Annotated in this window: 15 protein-coding genes; 7 read left to right on the top strand and 8 right to left on the bottom strand. The window is 67.9% G+C overall.

Features of this window, described 5'->3' with window-relative positions:
- Positions 1-56: 56 nt before the first annotated feature.
- Genes KF833_03165 through KF833_03155 form a run of 3 tightly spaced genes read left to right on the top strand, consistent with a single transcriptional unit; the run spans position 57 to position 3,868 of the window.
- The gene (locus KF833_03165) at positions 57-1,310 is read left to right on the top strand and encodes an ADP-ribosylglycohydrolase family protein (GenBank protein ID MBX3744284.1); all 1,254 of its coding nucleotides are present in this window, start codon (positions 57-59) and stop codon (positions 1,308-1,310) included.
- A gap of 4 nt (positions 1,311-1,314) precedes the next feature.
- A complete protein-coding gene (locus tag KF833_03160; GenBank protein MBX3744283.1) occupies positions 1,315-3,255 on the top strand; it encodes a sulfatase-like hydrolase/transferase in 1,941 nt (646 codons plus the stop codon).
- The gene (locus tag KF833_03155) at positions 3,191-3,868 is read left to right on the top strand and encodes a DNA-3-methyladenine glycosylase (GenBank protein ID MBX3744282.1); all 678 of its coding nucleotides are present in this window, start codon (positions 3,191-3,193) and stop codon (positions 3,866-3,868) included. The genes KF833_03160 and KF833_03155 overlap by 65 nt, the downstream gene beginning before the upstream one ends.
- A gap of 104 nt (positions 3,869-3,972) precedes the next feature.
- On the opposite strand, the gene KF833_03150 is transcribed toward KF833_03155, so the two are convergent.
- From KF833_03150 to KF833_03130, 5 genes are all read right to left on the bottom strand, one after another.
- A complete protein-coding gene (locus KF833_03150) occupies positions 3,973-4,845 on the bottom strand; it encodes a transglutaminase family protein (GenBank protein MBX3744281.1) in 873 nt (290 codons plus the stop codon).
- Positions 4,842-7,418: a circularly permuted type 2 ATP-grasp protein gene (locus KF833_03145; GenBank protein MBX3744280.1), complete on the bottom strand. Its 2,577-nt coding sequence runs from the start codon at positions 7,416-7,418 to the stop codon at positions 4,842-4,844. The genes KF833_03150 and KF833_03145 overlap by 4 nt, the downstream gene beginning before the upstream one ends.
- Positions 7,419-7,491: 73 nt before the next feature.
- Complete coding sequence (locus tag KF833_03140; protein ID MBX3744279.1) at positions 7,492-9,189, bottom strand: SUMF1/EgtB/PvdO family nonheme iron enzyme; 1,698 nt, start codon at positions 9,187-9,189, stop codon at positions 7,492-7,494.
- A gap of 314 nt (positions 9,190-9,503) precedes the next feature.
- Entirely contained in the window at positions 9,504-10,421 is a 918-nt protein-coding gene (locus tag KF833_03135) for an HAD-IIA family hydrolase (protein MBX3744278.1), read from the bottom strand.
- A 225-nt stretch (positions 10,422-10,646) separates the two neighbouring features.
- Complete coding sequence (locus KF833_03130; protein MBX3744277.1) at positions 10,647-12,764, bottom strand: M3 family metallopeptidase; 2,118 nt, start codon at positions 12,762-12,764, stop codon at positions 10,647-10,649.
- Positions 12,765-12,975: 211 nt separating this feature from the next.
- Between KF833_03130 and KF833_03125 the strand changes: the two genes are divergently transcribed.
- The gene (locus KF833_03125) at positions 12,976-14,937 is read left to right on the top strand and encodes a hypothetical protein (protein ID MBX3744276.1); all 1,962 of its coding nucleotides are present in this window, start codon (positions 12,976-12,978) and stop codon (positions 14,935-14,937) included.
- Between the two features lie 444 nt (positions 14,938-15,381).
- Here KF833_03125 and hrpB read toward each other — a convergent pair whose 3' ends face one another.
- Positions 15,382-18,042 (bottom strand): ATP-dependent helicase HrpB, encoded by a 2,661-nt coding sequence (gene hrpB / locus KF833_03120; GenBank protein ID MBX3744275.1) that lies wholly within the window; start codon positions 18,040-18,042, stop codon positions 15,382-15,384.
- Positions 18,009-18,446 (bottom strand): rhodanese-like domain-containing protein, encoded by a 438-nt coding sequence (locus KF833_03115; protein MBX3744274.1) that lies wholly within the window; start codon positions 18,444-18,446, stop codon positions 18,009-18,011. The genes hrpB and KF833_03115 overlap by 34 nt, the downstream gene beginning before the upstream one ends.
- Before the next feature lie 19 nt (positions 18,447-18,465).
- Between KF833_03115 and KF833_03110 the strand changes: the two genes are divergently transcribed.
- From KF833_03110 to KF833_03100, 3 genes are all read left to right on the top strand, one after another.
- Positions 18,466-19,917, top strand: a complete 1,452-nt coding sequence (locus tag KF833_03110; GenBank protein MBX3744273.1) for an exo-alpha-sialidase — start codon at positions 18,466-18,468, stop codon at positions 19,915-19,917.
- Positions 19,918-20,567: 650 nt separating this feature from the next.
- Positions 20,568-21,539, top strand: coding sequence for a helix-turn-helix transcriptional regulator (locus KF833_03105; protein ID MBX3744272.1), 972 nt, complete (start codon positions 20,568-20,570; stop codon positions 21,537-21,539).
- A gap of 105 nt (positions 21,540-21,644) precedes the next feature.
- A complete protein-coding gene (locus KF833_03100) occupies positions 21,645-23,780 on the top strand; it encodes a hypothetical protein (GenBank protein ID MBX3744271.1) in 2,136 nt (711 codons plus the stop codon).
- A 38-nt stretch (positions 23,781-23,818) separates the two neighbouring features.
- Here KF833_03100 and KF833_03095 read toward each other — a convergent pair whose 3' ends face one another.
- Positions 23,819-24,109, bottom strand: coding sequence for a hypothetical protein (locus KF833_03095; protein MBX3744270.1), 291 nt, complete (start codon positions 24,107-24,109; stop codon positions 23,819-23,821).
- Positions 24,110-24,125: the final 16 nt, after the last annotated feature.

Below are 24,125 nucleotides of genomic sequence, written 5' to 3'. Positions count from 1 at the left end.
ACGGCCGCCCCCTTCTCCTTGTCCCTCCGCCCGGACCCGCCCGAGGATCCGCGGGCATGAGGATCCACCTCGTCCCCCGCGGCCTGCTCCTCGGGCTTGCCCTGCTGGCTTGCGACTCCATCGGCGCCACCGGCCGCACCCTCCCCCGGGAGGTTCTCATCGAGAAGATCTCCGGCTTCTGGATCGGTCAACTCGTCGGCAATTACCTCGGGTTCCCCTTCGAACTGGTCTATGTGGACGAACCCCTCCCGGTGCTCGTGGACCGCTATTACACCCCGTTGGAGGACGCCGGCCTCCGGATGAACCGTGCCGATCACCGCGCCTTCGTCCCCTTCATGCTCACCGCCTTCGATGGCGCCTACTCCGACGACGATACCGACATCGAGTTCGTCACCCTGCACGCCGTGGAACAGCATGGCCTGGACCTCACCTACCCCCAGATCGCCGAAGCCTGGAAGCGCCACATCAACCGCCGCATCTGGGTGGCCAACCGCACCGCCCGGGACCTGATGGACACCGGCTTGCTCCCGCCCGACACCGGGGCCAAGGCCAACAACCCCCACTGGTTCCAAATCGATCCCCAACTGGTCAACGAAATCTGGAGCGCCTTCTACCCCGGCATGCCCGCCCACGCCGCCCGCCGCGCCGAATGGGGCGCCCGCATGACCAGCGATGACTGGGGCGTCCACCCCACCATCGCCTACGCCGTGATGATCAGTGAGGCCTTCTTCGAAAACCGCCCGTCCAGCCTGGTCCATGCCGCCCTCGCAGCCATCCCGCCCGACAGCCCCTTCCATGAAGGTCTCCAGGATGTGATCCGCTGGCATGCCGAATCCCCCGCCGACTGGCGCTCCACCCGTCGAAAAATCCACGACAAGTACTTCCGCTACCAACGCGGAGACTACCAGGCCCCCGTGTCCGTCTTCTCCTCCCTGGTCAACGGCCTCTGCGGTGTCATGGCAGTCCTTCATGGCGACGGCGATTTCATGAAAACCGTCGGCATCGCCGTCAGCGCCGGCTACGACTGCGACAATCAGGCCGCCACCTGCGGTGGCCTGATGGGCGTCATGCTGGGCGCCCGCGCCATTCCCGACGCTCTCACCCGCGAAGCCGCCCCCGGCCTCCGCTGGGAAAAACCCTTCAACGACACCTACATCAATTACAGCCGGGACGGCCTGCCCATCCATAACCGGATCTCGGACCTCGTGGAACGGATCGCCCGGATCGCCGAATCCGCCATCCTCCAGGAAGGCGGTCGCAAAGTGGAACGGAACGGCAGAATCGTGTACCACCTCCCAACCCCGCCCTGACCTCATGCGCCTCGCTCCCCCTGCTGCCCTGCACCGCCTCGTGGCCGTCTTCGCTGCCATCCTGGCAGGAGCGCTCCCCGGAGCCGCCCCTGCCGCCACGAATCCGCCCGCCCGCCCGAACATCCTCTGGATCACCGCCGAGGATCTCAGCCCACACCTGGGCTGCTATGGAGATGCCTCGGCCAGGACCCCACGCCTGGACCGCCTCGCCGCCCGCGCCGTGCGCTACGACCGCGCCTTCGCCACTGCCCCGGTGTGTTCCCCGGCCCGTTCCACCCTGATCACCGGCCTCTACGCCACCTCCCTGGGCACCCAACGCCTCCGTTCCCAGTTCCCGGTGGGACCCGACATCCGCGGCTTCCCCGCCCGCCTCCGCGAGGCGGGCTACTACTGCGCCAATAACGTCAAGACCGACTACAACCTTCGCGACGAGGCCGCCTTCATCGCCGACGCATGGCATGACAGTTCGCCCCGCGCCCACTGGCGCCAGCGCCAACCCGGACAGCCCTTCTTCGCGGTCTTCAACCTCATGACCACCCATCAGTCCCGCACCGGCGTCTGGTCCCATGAGGAGTTCGAACGGGAAATCGGCTCCCAACTCTCCCCCCACGACCGCCATAACCCGGCCACCGCTCAATTGCCGCCCTTCTACCCCGACACCCCCGAGGCGCGCCGCGCCTGGGCCCGATACCACGACTGCATCACCCGGATGGACCAGCAGGTGGGTGAACTGCTCGACCAACTCGAAGCCGATGGCCTCGCTCAAGACACCATCGTCTTCTTCTTCGGCGACCATGGCATGGGCATGCCCCGCGGTAAACGGGTCCTCCACGACTCCGGCATGCGGGTCCCGCTCCTCATCGCCTTCCCGAAACCCTGGAACCCATTCGCCCCCGCCCCGCCCGGAAGCACCACCGACCGGCTGGTGAGCTTCGTGGACTTCGCGCCGTCCGTGCTCAGCCTGTGTGGTGTTCCCGTGCCGCCCGCCATGCAGGGCGTGCCCTTCCTCGGCCCCGTCCCCCACCCCCCTCGCTCCCACGTCTTCGGCGCTCGCGACCGCGTGGACGAGGCCTTCGACCTGGCCCGCTCCGTGCGCGATGACCGCTGGCTGTATATCCGCAACTTCATGCCCCACCTCTCGTGGATGCCGCCCGAACGGTTCTCGGATGGTTCCACCTTCCGCCAGGAACTCCGCCGCCTCGCCGCCGCCGGCCAATTGGGGCCCAAACCCCTGACCTACGCCGCACCCCGCCGACCCCGCGAAGAACTCTACGACACCCACGCCGACCCCTACCAACTCCATAACCTCGCGCACCGCCCCGAACATCAGGACCGCCTGACCTTGTCCCGTGCCGTCCTCCGCCGCTGGATCCTCGAAACCCGCGACGCCGGCTTCCTCACCGAACCCCAGGTCTGGGATCGCCTCACCTCCGATCGCACCCCACGCGACCTGGCCCGCGACCCCACGGACTATCCCCTCGAACAGCTCATCGAGGCAGCGGACCACGTCGGACAGCCGGACGCCCCGCCCCAACAACTCGCCTGGCTGGACCATCCCCACGACGGACTCCGTTACTGGGCGGCCGTCGGGTTGCACGCCACCGCGCTCGACCGCGCCCTCCCTCCCTCCACCCTCGCCACCCTGCGCCAACGATTGGGCGACCCGTCCCCAACGGTGCGCATCGAACTCGCCGCCGCCCTCCTGACCCAGACTCCGATCCCCGAAGCCTTCGAGTCCCTCCGCCAGGCCCTGACCCACCCCATGCCGGAAGTCGTCCTGCATGCCTCCCGCGCCGCCGAACTCCTTGGCGAACGCGCCTTTCCCCTCCTCCCCGACCTGCAAGCCGCCCTGGAACGCGCCCGCGCTCAACCCCCGACCGATGACATCGCCATGTTCATCCGCTTCAGCCTCGAAGCTGCCACCGAAACCGCCCCGGCCCGTTGATCCGGATCCCCACCCGGTTCCCAACCCATTCCCGTCCGGCATTCCCGCCTCCCCATTCCCCTTCCGCCGCCTGCCCCGCTCCTTCTTCGAGCGCAACACCGCCCAGGTCGCCCGTGACCTCCTCGGACACTGGATCGTCCGGCCCATCCATGGCTCCTTCCGAATCGGCCGCATTGTCGAAACCGAGGCCTACCTCGGCCCCCATGACCGCGCTTCCCACTCGTCCCGCGGTCTCACCCCCCGGAACCGCTCGATGTTCGGTCCCCCGGGCCATGCCTACGTGTACCTCATCTACGGCCTCCACCATTGCCTGAACGTGGTGACCGAACCCGAGGGCCACGGCGCAGCCGTTCTCCTTCGTGCCCTCGAACCCGTCCGCGACCTGCCCGGCAATCCCCGCGGCCCCGGCCTGCTCTGCCGGGCCCTCGACGTCGATCGCTCCCTCGATGGAACCGATCTCCTCGGAGATTCCCTCTTCCTCGTAGAACCAGTCAGTCCCACCCCCCTGTCCATCGTTCGCAGCCGCCGCATCGGCGTGGACTACGCCGGCCCTTGGGCCCGCCGCCTGCTCCGTTTCCATCTCCGACGCAATCCCTGGGTGTCCCGCCCCTGACCGGTCAGTCGCCACGAACGGCAGCCACCACGGGGTATGAAACCTGTAGGCTCCAAGCAGGCGTTCAGGGGAGCGATGCCGTCGAACGCACCCCACTGGACGCCTCACACCGGCTCCACCGCCACCGCAACGCGAATCGTGTGTTCCCCCCCGCCCACAATCATTCCGGTCACCGGACTCACATCCGAGAAATCCCGCCCGAATGCCACCGCAATGTGTTCGGCCGCCGGCATCAAGTCGTTGGTCGGGTCAAAATCCACCCACCCATGCCGCGGACAAAACACCGAAAGCCATGCGTGGGAGGCATCCGCCCCCACCAGGTCCGGACCCCCTCCCGTCCGGTAGGTCCGCAAATAGCCGCTCACGTACCGCGCCGCCAGCCCCAGCGACCGCAGTCCCCCCAACGCGAGATGCGTGAAATCCTGGCATACCCCGCGCCGCTCCCTCAGCACCGTCTCCACCGGCGTCGCCACCGTCGTGGCCTCCGGATCAAACGTGAACTCGCGGTGGATCCGCCGGTTGAAATCCACCATCGCCGCCAGCAGCGGCCGGCCCGCCACAAAACTCGCCGCCGCCAGTTCCGCCAGCTCGGGGGACGGCCGGACATGGGGCGATTCAAAGGCGAATTGCTGAGCCTCCAGCACCTCCTTCGACCCCGGTTCCCGAAGGGCCGCCGCCACCTCCTCCCACGGCGGGCTCTTCCCCGGCTCCGGCAACACCGGAGGCGTCAACCGCACCTCGCTCTCCGCCACAATCTCCAATCCCCGGTGCAGCTCCTGAATCGTGAAGAAACAAACCCGGTTCCCAAAATAATCCGTCCGCGTCGTCCGCACCGCCGGCGTCGGAACGATGTCCAGACGCCACCCGTCCGTCCGTTGGGCCGCCGTGGACCGCGGCTGCACCCGGGCGGCATGGTGCGACACCGACACCGGGTGCTCGTATTCGTAAACCGTCTGGTGTGTCACCCGGTAGTTCATCCCGCCGCCCCCCGCGTTCGCGAATACGTCGAGTGCGCGAAGTAGCTCACCGAAATGGCTTCGGATAGCCGCGGCAGATCCGCCAGCACCCTTCGCACCAGTTCCCCCACCTCGCTCCCGGACCAGCCAGCCTTCATCGCCGACAGCGGACGCGGATCCACCAGCCGGACCCGCGTCAGGCACTCGATCAGCAATCGCAAAGCCGGACTCGGCAGCGCGCACTGGCGCTCCCGCGGAAGCCGGTCCAGATGCTTGGCAAGCTGGTTCATCTGGAAGAGCAGCGACCGCGGATTCGTGTCGTCCAGCAGGATCAGATCGAACACCGCCCCAATGTCCGGCAACAGGTTGTACCGCGACCGGTAGGTCAACGTGTTGTCCGCCACCTCCAGCACCGCCTCCAGCACGCTCGGATTGTCCGCCTCCGGCGATCGCAACACCCCTTCCAGAAACGCCGCCAGATAGATGCACCGCTCGATCCGCACCCCCATGTCGAGAAATCGCCATCCCTGCGCCCGCGTCATGTTCTCCCGCGCCAGCCCATGAAACGATGCCAGCCCCACAATGGTCTGGTTCAATACCCCGACCGCGTCCCCCGCCAGGACCACCGGCCCCCCCTCCGGCAGCGTCAATCGGTCGTTCACCGCGCTCAGCACCCGCCACATGTCGTTCGACGTCCGGTCCCGCACCAGCATCGCCAGATGCTGCAACTGGTCCGCCAAACGCCGCAGACTCCCCTTGCGGTCCGGATCAAACATCGCCGCCAGCAGCTCCGCCTCAAGCGCCTCCGGTTGCGTCCGCCACTCCGGACGCTCCGACAGTCCCGCCAATTGTCCCTGGCCCGACAACGCATCCAGCAGCGGCTCCAGCAGGGGCATCGCACTGCCGCTGTTCTCCGGACTGAACCGCACCAGCGTGCCCCGCAACAGCCGGGCCGTCGCATCCGCCCGCTCCGCATACCTCCCCAGCCAGAAAAAATTGTCGGCCAGCCGGCTGGGCAGGTTGTTCCCCACCCGGCGCAGTTCCACCGCCTGCCCGCCCCCGTGCAGCAGGCTCACCTCGTCCACCGGCCCGTCCGCCAGCACCCACGTGTCCTTGCTCGATCCCCCGCGCTGCATCGACACAAACCGCGCCGTCGGATCCGGCGAAACCCGCGTCAACCCCCCAGGCATCGCCAGGTAACTCCCCCCGCTCGCCACCAGATACACCCGCACCGCCACCGGACAGGCCGTCAACCGTTCCCCGTCCCACGACGGCGCCGTCGAAAGGTTCACCCGCTCCTGAGCCACGTACGCATGCGGCTGAAACGCCAGCCGCCGTCGCAGCGCCTCCCGCTCCGCCTCCGTGCCGGACCCCGTCCATTCCAACGCCGCCGGTCCCCCGCGAAATGCCGGCCGCACCGTGAGCCCCTCCAGGTGCTCCAGCACATACCGCCGCTCCGCCTCCTGGCCGCACCACCACGTCGCCACCGAGGGCATCCGCAGGTCCTCATCCAGAAGCTGCCGGCACAATCCCGGCAGAAACGCCATCATCGCCGGGCTCTGCACCAACCCCGACCCCAACGCGTTCGCCACCACCACCGTCCCCGCCCTTACCGCCCCGACCAGGCCGGGAACTCCCAGCGTCGAGTCGCTCCGCAGTTCCAGCGGATCACACCAGTCGTCATCCACCCGGCGCACCACCACATCCACCGGCTCCAGCCCGCTCAACGTCTTCAGCCAGACCCGGTCGTCCCGTACCGTCAGATCCTGCCCTTCCACCAGCGGATAGCCAAGGTACCGGGCCAGCCACGCCTGTTCGAAATACGTCTCGTTGTACGGCCCCGGCGTCAGCATCACCACCCTCGGCTCGTCCGTCCGCCGCGGTGACAATCCCGCCAGCATCGCCAGCATCGCCCGGAAAAACGGAGCCAGCCGGTGCACCCCGCACGCCCGGAACGCCTCCGGCAACACCCGCGCCGTCACCAGCCGGTTCGCCAGCGCATACCCCGCCCCGGTCGGTATCTGGGTCCGGTCCGATACCACCCACCATTGCCCGTCCGGCGATCGTGCCACGTCCGCCGCGTACAACCGCAGAAACACCCCGTCCGTGGGCCGGTAGCCATGACACGGTCGAAGAAACTCCGGCTGGGCAAACAGCATCGCCGGCGGCAATCCCCCCCGTCGCACCAGATCCTGCACCCCGTAGCTGTCGGCCAGGATCCGGTTCAGCAGCGTGGCCCGCTGGATCAATCCCGCCTCGATGATCCCCCACTCCTCCGCCGAGATGATGAAGGGCAGCGGATCCAAGGCCCAGGGACGCTCCATGCCCAAGGCATCCCCGTACACGTTGTAGGCAATCCCCTGCTCGAGAATGATCCGTCGCGCCGTCTCGTACCGCCGCCGCCGCTCCTCCCCCCCCAGCTCGCCCATTTCCCGCACCAGCGTTTCATACGCCGGCCGCACCGCCCCCGAGACGGTCATCAGCTCGTCGTACACCCCCTCGGATGGCCGGTACGCCAGCCCGTCCGGCATCGGAGAACCGCCCCCCGGCTCCCGTTCGATCGCCGGTCTCGCTTCGGCCGCTTGCACAGACACGCCCGTCACCCTACCCGCGCGCCCCGTCGCGGGAAAGCCGGCAGGAAAGCCGGCAGCCCGTCCCGCCGCGCTTTCAATCCTTCTCCACCCCGTTGTTCCAGTAGGCCTCCATCTCCTCCGCGCTCGGCACCTTCAGCGGTCGCACCACCCGGAACCCCAGGAACTGCGCATCGGTGTGGTACCAGATGCTCTTCGGCAATTGCGGATCCTGCATTTTCCACGACCGGTTCGAGGCCCGCCGCGCCGCACTCCGCAGCATCGCCGGATCCTCGTCGTCCCACGATCCGCCCCGCGCCGAGTGCGGATACGGCTTGGTCGACCGGTTCCATGGATCCTCCAGCACCTGCCCCGCATGCCGCTTGAACCAGTCCGCATCGTACTGGTCCAGACACCACTCGATGACGTTCCCGTGCATGTCGTGAAGACCCCACGGATTCGGCTTCTTCTGCCCCACCTGCTGGTACTTCCAGTCGCTGTTGCCTCCCCACCAGGCGTGCTCGTCCAACCCCGCCGGATCGTCCCCGAACGAATACGCCGTCGTCGTGCCCGCCCGGCACGCATACTCCCATTCCGCCTCGGTGGGCAACCGGTAGAAATGTCCCGTCCGCGCGCTCAACCACTGGCAGTACTTGTTCGCCGCATGCTGCGTCATCGAAATCGCCGGATATCCGTCCTTCCCCATCCCAAAGCTCATCTCCACATACGGCTTCGTCGGCCGGCTCACCGCATCCGAAATGGCATCCACCGCCATCTCCACCCCCTGGCGCTCGCGCAGGTCCATCTCGATCTCCCGCCTCATGAACAGCTCGTACTCGTTCCAGGTCACCTCGTGCTGCCCCATCCAGAAGGGCGAGATCCTCACCCGCACCGCCGGCCCCTCGTCGTCCTGCCGCCCCGTCTCCCCCGCCCGGCTGCCCATGGTGAATTCCCCCCCGGGAATCGGCACCATCGTGAACGACACGTCCATTCCCGGTATGGCCTCCGTGTACTTCCTCATCTCCGCCGCCGCGGTTTCCCGTGTCGTCTTCACGATGTGCTCGTGAATGGCCCGAACCGTCGCCGCCTCGTCGCCCCCAGCCTCCTCCGCCTTCTTCGGAGTCAGCACAATGCCATCCGGCCAGGGCGCCCCCTGCTCGATCCACAGCCGCAGTATTTCCGTCTTCTCCCTGGGCAACGGACCGTCCCGGTTGGCCGGCGGCATCAGGTCAATATGATCGGCCGGCAGGATCGTCGTCGTGTACGAGGAACTCTTCTCCGGATGGAACGGCACCAGCGTCGGTCCCGTGTACTCGCCGGTCGTGAACGCATCCTTCTTGTTGTCCAGCCGCAGCCGTCCCTTGGCCTCACCCTCCCGATGACACGCCACACAGTGGAACTCCAGGATCGGCTGGACGTCGCGCACGAAGTCGATCCGCTGCACCTGCCCGATCTTCAACCCCTCCGGCCACTTCGCCCCCTCGGCAATCCACTGCTTGAGCACATCGGTGATCTCCTTCGGCATCGGCCCCCCCTGCGCCGGCGGCGGCATCAAATCCACATGGTCCGCCGCCAGGATCGTGCTCGTGTAGATCGGACTCTCCTCCGGCTTCCCGGGTACCAGCCCCACCCCGTAATCCCCCCCCTCCAGATTCCCCTCCAGCGTGTTCATCCGAAACCGCCCCTTCGGACGCTCGTCCCCATGGCAAATGATGCAGTTGGCCTCGAATATCGGCCTGATCTGCCGGTTGAAATCCACGGGCTCCGCCGCCTGGAGGCCAAGCGACAACCCCATCCAACCAGCCAACCAACCCCGGCGAAAAGAAGCGGATCTTGTCATAACGACACGCATTGCGGCACCAAAACCCCGGCATCCTCCGCGAGAAAAACAGGCAGGTCAACCGTTCGGGGTCCCGTTCGGACCCCGTCTTCGCCGCCCATGAAACCCGGTTGCCTGGGCCTCCGCAGCCCTGAATGCCGCAGGTGGAACCCTCCGATCCGGCAGCACCATGAGACCCTGACCCAGCTCGGGTCCAGTGCCCCCGCGCCCGCAGCTCTCACGCAACCCCCACTCCAACGTCATCCCCTCTCCACCCGAACACCCGCATCTCACTTGGTCATCGCAGGGCGCGGACGCGGCTTGTGCAGGGCCAGAATGTCCGTCTGATGCCGGTTTCCCTGCTTGTGGCCGCCGTTCTTGGAGTGGCTGAAGTACGGGCTGTCGGATCCGGCCGCAGGCTGGCCGGTTCGGACTTCCTCAATCAGCTCGGCGACGCTCTGGAGGATGCGGCTGGGCTGATAGACGTAGTCGCCCACGTCCTCGAGCTGGGTGGACCCCGTCAGCACCAGGTAGCCCAACAAACCGGCCTCCACGGCCCCGCGGATGTCGGTCTCCATGGTATCCCCGATCATCACCACCTCTTCCACCTTGTTCAGCGCACCCTCCCGCAACCGTCGCCGCGCCTGGTGGAACATGTAGCCGTTGGGTTTGCCCAGGTAGTAGGCGCGCCGCCCGGTGCTGGCTTCAAGAAAGGCCCCCAGCGCCCCGGCGCCGGGCCGCGTCTTCTGCCGGGCCACCGGGCACCAGTTGTCCGGGTTGGTCGCGACCAGTCGCGCCCCCTTCTCGATCAGTTCATGCGCCTTGGTCAGCTTCTCCGAGGTCGGTGCCCCTTCCCCGACCACCACGTAGTTGGGATGGATCGCGTCGTTGGCGATCCGTCGCTCATGCAAGGCCGCCGTCAGCCCTCCTTCGCCCACCACGAACGCCGTGCAGTTCGGGTGCGTCTCGCTCAGAAAATCCGCGGTGTTCATCGCCGAGGTGTAGAAGTGCTTCGGCGTCAGTCCGTGGATTCCCAGGTGCCGCAGCCGCACCGTCAGGTCCTCCCCGGTCGGCGCGGAATTGTTGGTGAGAAACAGGAACGGAGTCCCGGTCGCCAGCAGGACGCGCACAAATTCCTCCGCGCCGTCAATGAGCTGGTTCTCCCGGTATATCACCCCGTCCATGTCGATCAGGTAGCCGGTCGTCATCGCTGCACATCTCCTCTCTGGGTTCGCAAGGCGGATCCGGCCGAAAGAAGCGAAAAAAACGGCCGGGCCGGGCAGGCGGGTTGAGCGCCCGACAAAGCGCACCTTGCCCCCGCGCCCGCGAGCCCGCGCAACCCTCAACCGCGGCCCGCACCACGCTTTCACACCCTCGTGACACGCACTCCGCCCGAGTTCCCGGCACCCGGCCGTCCGGCTCCCCACCTCCTGTCAGCCCCCGTTGCCGGCAAAACCCCGATCCCGCATCAGCGCCCCCAACTGCGCGTCCCTGCCCCGGAACCGCCGGTACCCCTCGGCGGGATCCACCGTGTTCCCGGCCGACAACACATGCACGCGCAGCCGTTCCGCCACCGCCCGGTCGAACAACCCTTCCCCCTCCTCGAACGCCTCCGCCGCGTCCGCCGTCAGCATGTCGGCCCAGAGATAGCTGTAGTACGCCGCCGAATACCCGTCGTCCCCGAACAGATGCGCAAACTGCGGCAGCCGGTGCCGCATGACGATCTCGGCCGGCATCCCGAGTTCCAACAGCGCCTCCCGCTCGAAGGCCGCCGGATCAAGGTCCCTGCCCGACCCCGCCACGTGCAGCTTCATGTCGAGCAGCGCGCTGGCCAGAAACTCAACCGTCGCGAATCCCTGGTTGAACGTGGCCGCCTTCCGCACCCGCCCGATGAGCGCCGCCGGCATGGATTCTCCCGTGCGCTCGTGCCGGGCGAACCGTTCGAGCAATTCGGGCGACATCAGCCACCGCTCCAGAAGCTGCGACGGCAGTTCCACATAGTCCCGCGCCACGCGCGTCCCCGACAACGACGGATACACCACCTCCGACGCCAGCCCGTGCACCGCGTGCCCGAACTCGTGGAACAACGTCCGCGCGTCCTCCCAGGAAATCGTCACGCCCTCCCCCGGCCCGCCCGGCACGAAATTCGAGTGGTTGCCCACCAGCGGCGTCACCTCCCCCTCCAACCGTTCCCCCGCCCGGTACAGGCTCATCCAGGCCCCCGACCGCTTCCCCGCCCGCAGGAACGGATCGAAGTAGAACACCCCGACCAGCCCGCCCCCGCGACGCCGCACTTCCCACACCCTCGCGTCGGGATGCATCACCGGCACGTCCGCCGCCGGCAGGAACTCCCAGTCGAAGAGGCGCCCGGCCACCCAGAACATCGCCTCACGCAACGACTCCAGCCGCAGGTACGGCTTCAACTCCGCCTCATCCAGCGCGAACCGCTCCCGCCGCACCTTCTCCGCATAATACCGGTAGTCCCACGGGGCGATCCGCACCCCGCCGCCCTCGGCGTCGGCCAGCGCCTGCATCGCGGCCACTTCCTCCCTCACCCGCGCCACGGCGGGTCCCCACAGGGTCTCCATCAACGCCATCGCGCGGTCGGGCGATCCCGCCATCGAATGTTCCAACCGCCAGTGCGCGTGACTGGCGTAGCCCAGCAGGGACGCCCGCTCGGCCCGCAACCGCACGATCTCCGCGATCACCGGCTTGTTGTCCCGCGGCCCCGCATGATCGCCCCGTGCCACGAAGGCCCTCCATACCCGTTCCCTCAGGTCCCGACGTGTCGCCAGAGTTAGCAGCGGCTCCACGCTCGAACGGCTGTTGGCGATCAACCAGCGCCCCCGGCCACCCCGCGCCTCCGCCTGGGACGCCGCCGCCCGCCGCAGGGTCTCCGGCAATCCATCCAGATCCGATTCCCGGTCCACCCACGTCCCCAACTCCTCCTCATCGCCCAGAAGGTTCTGCCGGAACCGCGTGAACAATTCCGCCAGCCTCCGGTTCACCGCCGCCACCCGCTCCTTGCCCGCGCTCCCCAACCTCGCCCCGGCCCTCACAAATTCCGTGTGGTGCAGCCAGACCAGCCGGCGCTGTTCCGGCGTCCAGGTGTCGCGCTGTCCCAGCCCCTCCACCGCTTCCACCCGCCGAAACAGCCCCGCGTTCTGCATCACTTCGTCCCGCAAGGCCGCAAAGCGTGGCTGCCAGATCGTCTCCACCTCCCGGAACGCCGCGTCGTTCGCCGTCGCACTCCACACCCCGAACAGCACCCGCACCCGGTCATAGGCCCGGCCCGCCCGCTCCAACGCTTCCATGGTGTTGGCGAAGTCCGCCGGCGCCACCGTCCCCGCCACCGCCCGGATGTCCTCCCGGTACCCCTCCATCGCCCGCTCGAGCGCCGGACCGAACAGCTCGACACGCACCCGGTCGAAGGGCGGCACCCCGCCATACGGTCCCGGCCACGGTCCCAACAGGGCCCCCGCGTCCTCCGTTCCCGTTCCCGTTCCCGTTCCCATCCGCACGTCGTCCTTCTGTCCTTCAAGGTCTTCCATGGCACATGCGCCGGACCCGTTCCGGATACACTCCCGGGACCCAGCGCAGCCCGCACGGTAGGTCCCGCCTCCACCCCGGCACAAGCCGCCGAAATCGCTCGCAGCCGCCCCCGCAGCCCGCAGGATCACCCAGACATGGTCCGGTCCGCCCCACCACCGCTTCCCGGTCCCTGTTCCACCGGGGCACGCCCCCTCCATCCCCCCTGAACGCATGCGGTCCGATTCCTCATCCCTCTCCCGCTCCCGCCGTTGGATGCTCCTGACGCTCGGAATCGCTCTCGTCGCCGAAGTCCTCTGGCTCGTCTCCGCCTATCTCGCCCTCAATACAGGCCTCCTCAAACGCGCCCTCAACCGGCATCCCGACCGTTTCTCCATCGACTGGTCCTCCGGCCGCTGCCTCTGGCCCGGCCGCATCCAACTCTCCGGCGTCCAGGTCCGCGGACACGGCCGGCACGATCGATGGTCGGCCACCGCCGACCACGCGGACGTCCATGTCGCCCTGCTCCCCCTCCGCCATCGGCGCGTCCTCGGCCAGTCGGTCACCCTCTCGGGAGTCACCTTCCACCTCGAACCTCACCCCGCCCTGCCCGACGCCAGCAGCCGCCCCGAAAGCCCCACCCCGGGCGAATCCGTCCCCTCCGAACCCACAACCGGCCCAGTCCCGTCCATGCCGCGTTCCCCCGGCACAACCCCGTGGATCCTGGACCTCCCAAGCATTCATCTCCGCAATGTGCGGGACCTCCGCTTCGACCAGTTCCGGATCGCCTGCCCCGATGCCCGGATCGACGCTGCCGTTCACCATACCCTCCGCGGACCGTTCGAGGCGGACGTCCGGCAGCTCGACTTCCCGGACGCCACCTGGACACTCGACGACGCACCCTTCGCCACCCAACTCACGATACGGGGACAAGCGCGACTCGATTCCATCCGCTTCCATGAGGTCCGTGGTGCCGCCCTGCTTGAGCATGTGGAAGCCGACCTCCGTGCCCACGGAAACCTCGCTACCCTCTCCCCTCTCACCCGGCATCTCGGTCGAACCACCGAACTCGCGATCGAAGGCGGAGGACTGATCGACGCCGGAATCCGCATCGAGGCCGGGCGCCTCCTCCCGGGCACTCAACTGCGCGCGCGCGCCCCGCAGTTCACCCTTCGCATGGGACCCGTCCTGGCCGAGGGCATCACCGATCTCCTCATCGATGTCACCGAGTCCGATGGCGCCCCGCGCAGCCTCCTCACCGTCAACCTCGACCAGCTCCGGTTCCATCACCGCGACGACCCGGCCCAACCCGCGCAGTCCGGCTCGATCCGCCTGCGTGCCGAAGCCGCCGATCCCGTCCTGCCACACGGTTTCCGGCACGTCGCCGTTCAACTCGATGTCGGCCCGCTCACCCTCCCCGACGTCCGCGTCCTCAACCCCTTCCTCACTCACGACGACCTCGTCGCCTTCGACCGCGGGGCCTTTCAACTGACGGCCGGATACCACCGCGACATCGCAGGCGCCGGCCGGGGAACCCTGCGCATCGAGGCGCCCCACCTCGCGGTGCGCGTCGGCGACGACACCTACGCCGGCACCCTTGAAATCGCCTCCCGCTTCGCCCGGTCCGAGGCGACGCCCCGGGTGCTCTCCCTCGACCACGCCCACGTCCTGTTGACCAACGCCGTCGTTGTTGGCGAACCCCCGCGCTCGCCCGAAGGCTGGCACCTGCGGCTCGACCTCGACCGAGCCACCCTGGCCCTCGACGATTCCCGCGCCCTCTCCGCCGACGTCGTCCTCAATCTCCTCGATCTCCGCCCCCTCCTCGCCCTCCTCCGCGAAGACCCCAACTCGTCCGCCTGGGCCCGGTTCGTCCCCAACATCCATCGCCTGCACGGCTCCGTTGCCCTCGCCATGGACCGCCACCGCATCCAACTGCACGACCTGCGCCTGCGCGGCGATTCCACCGAGGTCCTCGCCCAACTGATCCTTGCCGGAGGCCGACCTGACGGCATCGCCTACGCCCGCTACGGAATCCTCTCCGCCGGCTTCGACTTCCGCCACGGCGCCCGCGACTGGACCCTCTTCGGCGCCAAGCGCCGTTACCTCCGTCACCTCGCCGAAATGGGCCTCACCAACGTCGCCCAACCCGAGGCCGATACTCCTGATCCTGATCCCGATCACGATCCCAAACCCTGACCGGACTCGCGGCCCAAACCATGGGATGGGGTTGGCGGACCCAAACAATCAAACAATGAGCCCGGCAGTTTGCCATTGACCGTAATTGACCAATGAGCCTGGCATTATCTTGTTTGTTGACCGCGAGCGAACTTTCCCACCACTTCTAAGTGTCAATCTCTTTAATATTGACTCTGACCGGCCAAGGACGCGGTCATCCCCACCCATTCATTCATTCATTCACATTCATTCACAGGACCCTCGTGAACTTTCCCGAAGTACCGGGCTGGAGGGAGTGCGTCATCATCAATTGTTTAATGCCTGACTCACTAAATGGAGTTTGTTGACCCCAGTCGATCCAGTGTCCCCCCGTTTGCTGTCCCGGCTTCAGCCTCAGCCGGCCAAAGAAATGCCCGGCTCAGTCGCCCGCAATCGTGGCAATCCCCGCTCCGATGACCCCGATCCTCACCCACCCTCCGGCGAGACACTGGGCCAGGCGTGCTTCGGATACTTCCTCTGCAGTTCCGACTTCACCCGCGGATAATGTTCCCGCCAGAAGTTCGCCAGGTCCTGTGTCACCTGCACCGGACGCATGTTCGGCGCCAGAATCTGCACGGTCACCAGCACCCGTCCCATGGCCAACCGCGGCACCTGGGTGACCCCCTGCAATTCCTGGATCCGCAGCGCGACGCAAGGCGGCGTCCCGGCGCTGTAAACCACCTTCGGCGTGCGTCCGTTGGAGAGCGTCACCCGCTCGGGAGCATGCTGGTCGATCCATCGCTGCTGCTCCGCATTGAGCCAGCCCCGCACTACGCCCCGAACCTCGCGCTCCTTGAGATCCCGGTAGCCGGCCGCCCCATGGCAGATCTGCGCCACCAACTCCCGTCGCTCGTCCTCACCGATCGGCGGCAACCCCAGTTCCGGACACCACCGCGCCAGGGCGTTCAACCGCAGAATCCACTGGTCCACGCCGTGGTCCCAACGGGTCAAAGTCAGGCGCCCCGCCAGTACCTCGTCCGCCAGCAATCGCGCCGCCGCTTCCGCCGGTGGCGGATCCACCCGCCAGGTGTCGATGGCCAGCCCGCGAAACGTCACCAACCCCTCGGCCACCACCCGCTTGGCCACTCCGTCGTAGGACACCCGGACCTCCGACTTCAAATCCCAGGGAAACATCTCTTCCAGCCAGCCCGCTTCAATCGCCGTGGCCAGGGAAAGAATCGTGTTCACTTCGCCACTGCGTCCCCCCACCTCCCGAGCCTCCGCCACCACCAAAAGCATCGCGTCCTGCACCGCACTTTCCCGCGCCAGCACCCCGCGCCGCCCATGCACCATCTCGCACCGCAACGTCCCCCGGTCGAGCCGCCGCGCGACATGGTCCGAAAACGCCGTCAACACACACCGGCGCAATCGTGTCTCGTCCAGCGCGCCCGGCCGCGTGTCCCATCCCTCCCGTTCCGCCAGCCCGAGAAACGCCCGCAGCAAGGGCGCCACCTGCCGCGCTGCCGCCGCATGGATCCCCACCCGCTGACACGCCTCCAACCGGAACTCCGCCGCCGACGCATACTCCCACGCCCGGATCAGCCGGAAGAAGTCCGACGCCTCCACGTCCCCCAGCCGATCCTCCCGGAACCGCTCGGTCTCCCGATCCACCTTCCGCAACAGGATGTCCCGCCCCTGCGTCAGCGCCGCAATCAGGGCGCCGTGATACACGCACCCCTCGTCCCGCGCCGCCAGCAGCAGCCGCGCATACCGCGGATGCACCGGGAACGTCAGCAGCCGCCGCCCCAGCGCTGTCAACCGGCTGCCCGAACTTCCCGCTTCCGCTTCCGCTCCCGCTTCCGCCTCCGCTCCCGAGCCACCGACTGTCCCCCGCACCGCCTCCACCGCACCCAAGTCCCGCAGAACTTCCTCCGCATGCTCGATCGCCGCCGGCTCCGGTGCATCCAGCCAGCGAAACGTCCCCAGATCCTCCACACCCCCCGCCTTCAACATCAGCACCACTTCCGCCAGATCGAGACGCCGCACCTCGGGCACTTCAGCCGCTGGCCGCGACGCCTGTTCCTCATGCGACCACAACCGACGGCACACCCCCGGAGCCGTTCGTCCCGCCCTCCCTGCCCGCTGGTCCGCCGACGCCCGGCTGATCCGCTCGACCAGCAGCGTGTTGATCCCGCGTCCGGGATCATGACGCGGCACCCGCGCCAGCCCGCTGTCGATCACCCAGCGCACTCCGTCGATCGTGAGCGAGGTCTCCGCCACGTTCGTCGTCACCACAATCTTGCGACGGTCGTACCGCGCCACCGCGGCGTCCTGATCCCGCACCGGCAACTCCCCATGCAGCGGGAGCAGCAGACACCCCCGCGCCTCCGGACGTCCCCGCAACGCCTCCAGTGTCCGCTGGATCTCGAACGCGCCCGGCATGAACACCAGCCCGTCCCCCATCTCCCCCCGGCGCACCAGATCCCCAACCGCCTCTGCCGCCCGTTCCCACACCGGACGCGCATCCGAATACGCCGGCCGCTCCGCATACTCGATCTCGACGGGGTACGTCCGCCCTTCCGCCGACAGCACCTCGCACGGTTCGAGATAGGCCGCCAGCCGGCCGGTCTCCAACGTCGCCGACATCACGATCAGCCGCAGGTCCGGACGTCCCGCCTCCTGCGCCTGCAAGGCCCGCGCCAGGGTGATGTCCCCGTAAAGATGTCGCTCATGAAATTCATCGAAGATCACCGCCGACACCCCCTCCAGCCGCGGGTTCTCCAGCAATTGCCGCAGCAGAATCCCCTCGGTGACAAACAGGATCCGTGTGTCGCGGCCCGAGATGTTCTCGAACCGGATCCGGTACCCGACCTCCCCTCCCAGCGGCACCCCCAACTCCTCCGCCACCCGCTTCGCCAGCAACCGCGTCGCCAGCCGCCGCGGCTGCAACACCACCACCTGCCCGGTCCCGGCCAGTCCGCCACGCACCAGCATCTGCGGCACCTGGGTGGACTTCCCCGAACCCGTCGGGGCCGTCAGCACCACCCGCGACACCCGGCCCAGGGCCACCCTTAGCGGCCCCTCCAACGCTCGAATGGGCAGCGTGTCCACCCCTACTTGCCAACCGGTTTCCCCGCCGCCTCCCACGCCTTCACCCCGCCATCCAGGTGCACCACCGACTTGAAACCCAGCTTCGAAAGCAACGGCAACGCCTTGCCGCTCCGCCCCCCCACCGCGCAGGTGACCAGGTAGGTCTTCTCCCGGTCCAGCTTCGCCAGTTCCCTCGCAAATCCCCGATGGTTGAAATCGAGGTTCGTCGATCCCGCGATTCGTCCCTCCGAAAACTCCCTCGGCGTCCGCACATCCAGCACCACCACCCCCCGCTCCTCCCGCAGTAACCGCTCCGCCCCGTCCACATCCACATGCCGCACCCCGGGCAGGCCGGATCCCCCGATGCCGCTTTCCTCACCCCACACCCCCGTCGCCCCGGCCATCCACACCGCGACGGCCACCACGCCCGCCGCAAGTCTTCGTTGCACTCGCCCGTTCATCGCCGCGATCCTATCCGCCATGTCCCGCCCCGCAATCCCATTGCGGCCCATCCGGCCGTCCGGACCATGCCGTCTCCACGCCGGTTCCGCCCGCGCCACCCCCCTGCGTCCACTCCCGCCATGCGCCATCCCTTCCCCGAACGGATCGCGGTCCACGGGACACCCTCGCCCGACCTCCCGCCTGCTCACCGCGAGCCTCCTCGCAACGGTCGCCCTGGTCCTCCTGACCCATCTCCCCGCCTCCCTCGCCGCCCCACGCCTCCGCCAGGCCGACACCCCCTTCCTCAATGCCCGCCTCATCTTCCCTCCCGAACACTGGCACAACCACGGCTCCACCCTCATCGAAACCCGCCGCGGCGACCTCCTCGTCTGCTGGTTCCACGGCTCCGGCGAACGCCGCGCCGATGACGTCGTGATCCGCGGTGCCCGTCTCCGCCGAGGTGCCGGAACCTGGAGCGAACCCTTCCTCCTCGCCGACACCCCCGGCTACCCCGACACCAACTGCACCCTCTTCCTCGACGGACAAGGCCGCCTCTGGCTCATCTGGCCCACCATCCTCGCCAACCTCTGGGAAAGCGCCCTCCTCAAATACCGGATCAGCGACGATTTCGAACGTCCGGGTCCGCCCCGCTGGAAACAGGACGGCGTCCTCCACGTCACCCCGGGACCCGAGTTCCAGGAGGCCGTCCAGGCGTGGCTCCCCTCGGTCGAACGCCGGCTCGAATCCGATCCCATGCCCGATTCCATGCGCCGCGAAGTCGAACGTTACCTCGATGTCTTCCGACACCAGGTCGAGGACAAACTCTACCTCCGCCTCGGCTGGATGACCCGCGCCCATCCCTACCTCCACGAAGGCCACCGCATCATCCTGCCCCTCTATCACGACGGCTTCTCCTGCTCCCTCATGGCCGTCTCCGACGATCATGGCGCCACTTGGACCACCACCGCCCCCCTGCTTGGCGGTGGCAATATCCAACCCCACATCCTCCAGCGCCGCGACGGTTCCCTCGTCGCCTACATGCGCGACAACGGACCCCCGCCCAAACGCGTCCCCCAAAGCGAATCCCGCGACGGCGGCCTCACCTGGTCCCCGGTCACCAATTCCGACATCCCCAATCCGGGCGCCGGCACCGACGGCGTGGTCCTCCACGACGGACGCTGGCTCTTCATCGGCAACGACACCGAATCCGGACGCCACCGCCTGGTGGTGATGCTCTCCGACGACGACGGTCTCACCTGGTCCCATCGTCGGGCCCTCGAAGACGACCCCCCCGGCCCCCTCGCCGGTCGTTACCATTACCCCAGCATCCTCCAGTCCCGCGACGGCACTCTCCACGTCACCTACAGCCATCACCTCAGTACCGCCCGGACGGATCTGCCCCTTGATGGCCATGGCAAACCCGCCCACTCCTCGATCAAACACGCCCACTTCAACATCGCCTGGGTGCTCGCCGGGGAACGCCTCCCCTGATCCGTTCCCTTTACACTCCCAACCGGCTCTTCAACCAACTCAACGCCAGCCAGTTACACCCAGCCCACAACGCGGTTCAACACCCCACCGTCGGATCTCCTGACAATACCCCGATCGGGGGAGCCCCCGACGGTGCCCGTTCCATTCCTCCCATCGACACCCGCAAGTCACCTGACCGTAACCGGTTAGCCTACCCGACAGCCTCTCCCGCCCCACCGCTCGCCGACGGGTGGCATGAGGAATGCTCAATTCATCTTGGGTTCGTCAGTCAGGCGCCCGGTCCGGTCGATCGGGTCCCTCAGGCGAATCCCCCTACCATGAACTCTCACGTGCCCATCCCGGTCACCGAGTTACCCCCGGCGCCCACGGCCGCTTCCAGTCCGTTCCTTCTGGAAGCCTGCCCGGCTGGCGCATCGGGCGCCCTCGGCCAGCCGCGGTCCTGGGTGTAAGCGAGGTGCGCTGCGGCGTCCGGGTTCCCAGTCCCCGGTTCGCTCCGACCAACGCATCGTGAGAGAAGGGCGACCCCTTCACCGGGGTCGCCCTGTTTGGTCTTCCCAGCCCTGGCCCGGGTTCCTCATCCCGAAATCACAAATGTAACCGATCCGGCCTTGCCTCCGTCCTTCCTTCGTCGTCTCCTACTCCGACCACAAGTGAAGGCTGTCATCGACCTCCCACAGAAGTCCTCCGCACCGCGTGCGGACCGGCGCTTGACCCTCGTGGAACTGGCCAACGGCACCCGCCGCGCCGCCATCTCCCAACCCCCGCTGCTCTCCAGTCGCGCCGCTCCGTGGTCCAGCCTGTTCCTCGAACATCACCCCGCTGGCCGGCGCCAGGACGTCGCCAACGTCACGTCCCTCGAACATGTCCTCATCGCCCAGATCGAGGGACCCTCCATCCTCGAATGGCGCGACAATGGCCATTACCGCTCCATCTGCTTCCTCCCGGGCCAGGTCATCTTCGTCCCCGCCCTTCTCCCATTCTCCTGCCGCACCCTTCACAGCGGTGAGATCGTGGCCGTCGCCCTCGATCCCCAGTTCGTCCGCCTGGCCACTCACGACCTGGCCCGCGGCCCCAATTCTGTCGACCTGATCCCACGGATCCCCATGGACGATCCGTTCGTGCACAGCCTGATCATGTCCCTCCACCGCGAAGTCCAGGATGGCTGTCCGGCCGGTGCCACCTACGGCGAATCGCTCGCCACCGCCCTCGCCGCCCATCTCGTCGCCCGCCATTCCGAATGCGGTGCCCTCCCCGCTCCCTCCAACGGCGGCCTCAGCCGCGCCCAACTCCGCCAGGCCATCGACTTTCTCCAGGCCCGCCTGGCCGACGACATCACCATCGGCCAACTCGCCGCCCACTGCAGCCTCAGCACCTTCCACTTCGCCCGGCTCTTCAAGCGCGCCACCGGCCTCTCCCCCCACCAGTACCTCATTCGGTGCCGCGTCGAACGTGCCCGCGAACTCCTCCTCGCCTCCTCCAAACCCACCGCCGAGGTCGCCCTCGAAGTCGGCTTCTGCGACCAAAGCCACCTCACCACCCACTTCCGCAAGGTCTTCGGCATCACCCCCCGCGAATTCCGACGCCAGCACAGCCCGGGCAGGTTGCTCCCGGAAACGGCCTGATTCTCGGCATATTCCCCTCATTCGCCCCGCCGGACGCCCCCTTCCGTCCGCAGTTCCGCTTCGTCGTCCAAGCCACCCGAACCCCATTCCGCCATCCTTCGCGGAATGGTGTCCCGGCCTCCCCTGCCCGCCCTCGTCTCCAGCTTGCTCCTCGTCCTGCTCTCCCCGCCCGCCCACTCCCAGCCCGCCGCAGCCCCCCACAGCCGAACCTCGGAGCCCCCCGCGGAACTCCCCCTCCCCCAAGCCTTCCGCCAACGCATCCAGGACCGCGCTGCCATCGATGCCTACCAGAACCGCCACCATCGCGTCGCACCCGGTGTCATCCCCACCCCCATCCGGCGCTTTATCCCCCGCGTCCAGGCGGATCGCTATGTGCAGGTGGTCCGGCCCGACGTCCCGCCACACATCGCCAGCGCCCGACAACAACAAACCCGCGGACAACGGCCGTCGCCGGCGTTCATCGCCCCCATCCTTGACCGCACCGACAACCTCGACACACCCGATTCATTCCCAAGCCCCACTTCCGCCCAGGCCTCCGCAACCGAATGGGTCCATCGGTACCTGGCCTCCGACGGCATCCTCCCCACCCTCGTCCATGCGGTTCGCCTCCTCGGACCCGCCACCCTGACCAGCAACCCCGCCACCGCCCTCGATCAACTCCGCATGGCCGGTCTGCCCGTCGATCTCCTCGACCACTTCGATCCCCCCGCCTCGCCTGCCAATACCCCCGCATCCCTCGCCCTCGTCACCCAGATCGCTGATCAACTCACCAAGGGCTCCGATCCCGCCACCCTGGCCCGCCAACTCGCCCGGACGCCGTTCGCCTTCCAACCCACGCACACCAGCTTCCAGGCCGCCCCCGAAACCGGCGAACACCCGGTGGGCCTCCTCCGCATGCAGGCCGGCGGTGGATGGTCCGATGGAGTCGTCCCCGGCGATGCCATCCACGCCATCGCCCAGATGGTGAACGCCTTCCCCGACGCCCGCTTCCTCGTGAGCGTCCCCGCCGAGGTGGCGGAACCCTTCGAATCCCTGGCACGTACCACATGGCGCCTCAGACGCGACACCCAGCTCATCCTCTGTGTCGATGCCACCCATCCCGGCGCCTGGGCCCAGGACAACGCCAAGGCCGGCGCCCTCCTCGACTCATCAGGCAACCCTGCCACCCTCGCCAGCCTGGCGCCCCGCTACGCTTCCCAGGGCGAAGGACACTCGCTCTTTGAGCCCGGCGCCTCCTACGCCATGGACGGCCTCGCCGCCGCCGGTCACCCCGTCCTTCAATCCCCCCTTCTCTTCCAGGGCGGCAACTTCCTCGTCGTCCACGACCCATGCTCCGGGGATCGCCTCCTCGTCGCCGGAGAAGGCGAAATCCTCCGCAATACCGCCCTCGGCCTCACCCCGGCCCAGGTCCGCGAAGCCTTCCGCATCGAATTCGGCGTCGATCGCTGTCTCACCCTCCCCTCCGTCTCCTACCACCTCGACTTCGACGTCAGCTTCCGCGCCCACGCCGATGACCTCGTGGCCCTCGTCAACGACATCCCGGCCGCCGTCCGCATCATCCTCGGCCTCGGCATCGACGCCCTCCAACGACACGGCACTCTCAGCCCGGCCGACGCCGTGATCGCCCACGCCGAACGCCGTCAGGGTCACGATCTCCCCCTCCTCGATTGCCTCACCGCCGCCGTCGATCGCACCCGAAAGGCCGGCCAGCCCTTTTCAGCCTCCCTCTCCCGCCACTTCGTCACCAGCACCACCGACGATGCCGCCGCCAATCTCCAGGCCTTCCTCCTCGCCCTCGACCTCCTCGAAGCCGAACAGGACGCACCCTCCGCAAGGACCACAACCCACTCCGACCGCCCCCCCTACCTCGCCGCCCTGCGTCGCATGATCGCCGCCCATCGAAGCCAGCTTGAAGACCTCCACGACCTCGGCTGCCGCATCGTCCCGATCCCCAGCCTCCCCGACCTCCACCGCGGCATCAACTACCTCAACGGCATCCATCACGCCGATGGCTTCGCCATGCCCGCCTTCGGCGGCTTCTACACCCCGCTCGATCGCGCCGCCCAGGAAGCCATCGAGTCCGCCTTCGGAGCCGAGGTCCCCGTCACCCCCATCCTGACCGCCGCCTGCCAACGCCAGCATGGCGGTGTCCATTGCCTCGCCGCCGCCTATCCCCGTATGGACTCCCGTCCAGACCTCATCGCTCCCTCCGACACCCGTCCCTCCCGCGTCGCTCCGTAACCGCCCCTGCCCAAACCCAAGCCCCACTTTCAAGAACCCTACCGCCCCGCCCCCTCCCCTCGCCCGCGCGGTCGCAGCCACCCGCTCGCCAACGGAAGCAACCCCCGGAACTGCATCGCCACCTTCGCCACCGCCAGCGCCGCCACCCACCCGCGACGCCCCCGCAGCGCCCTCACAAGCGCCACCCCGACCAGCGGCGCCGCCAGCACCATCCACGGCACCGCCCGTCGCACCCCCTCGACGCGCCCGTGCCAACGCTCGCGGCATCGCCCCACCTCCGCCCCCAACTCGCGCCGGTCGAGTTCGCAGCGCGCCCTCAGCAGGTTCATCTCCAGTTCCCGCGGT

It is taken from the genome of Verrucomicrobiia bacterium (assembly GCA_019634625.1).
In the GTDB taxonomy this organism is placed as follows: Bacteria; Verrucomicrobiota; Verrucomicrobiia; order Limisphaerales; family CAIMTB01; genus CAIMTB01.
The sequence above is the reverse complement of the archived record's forward strand: the minus strand, read 5'-3'. Positions and strand labels throughout refer to the sequence as shown.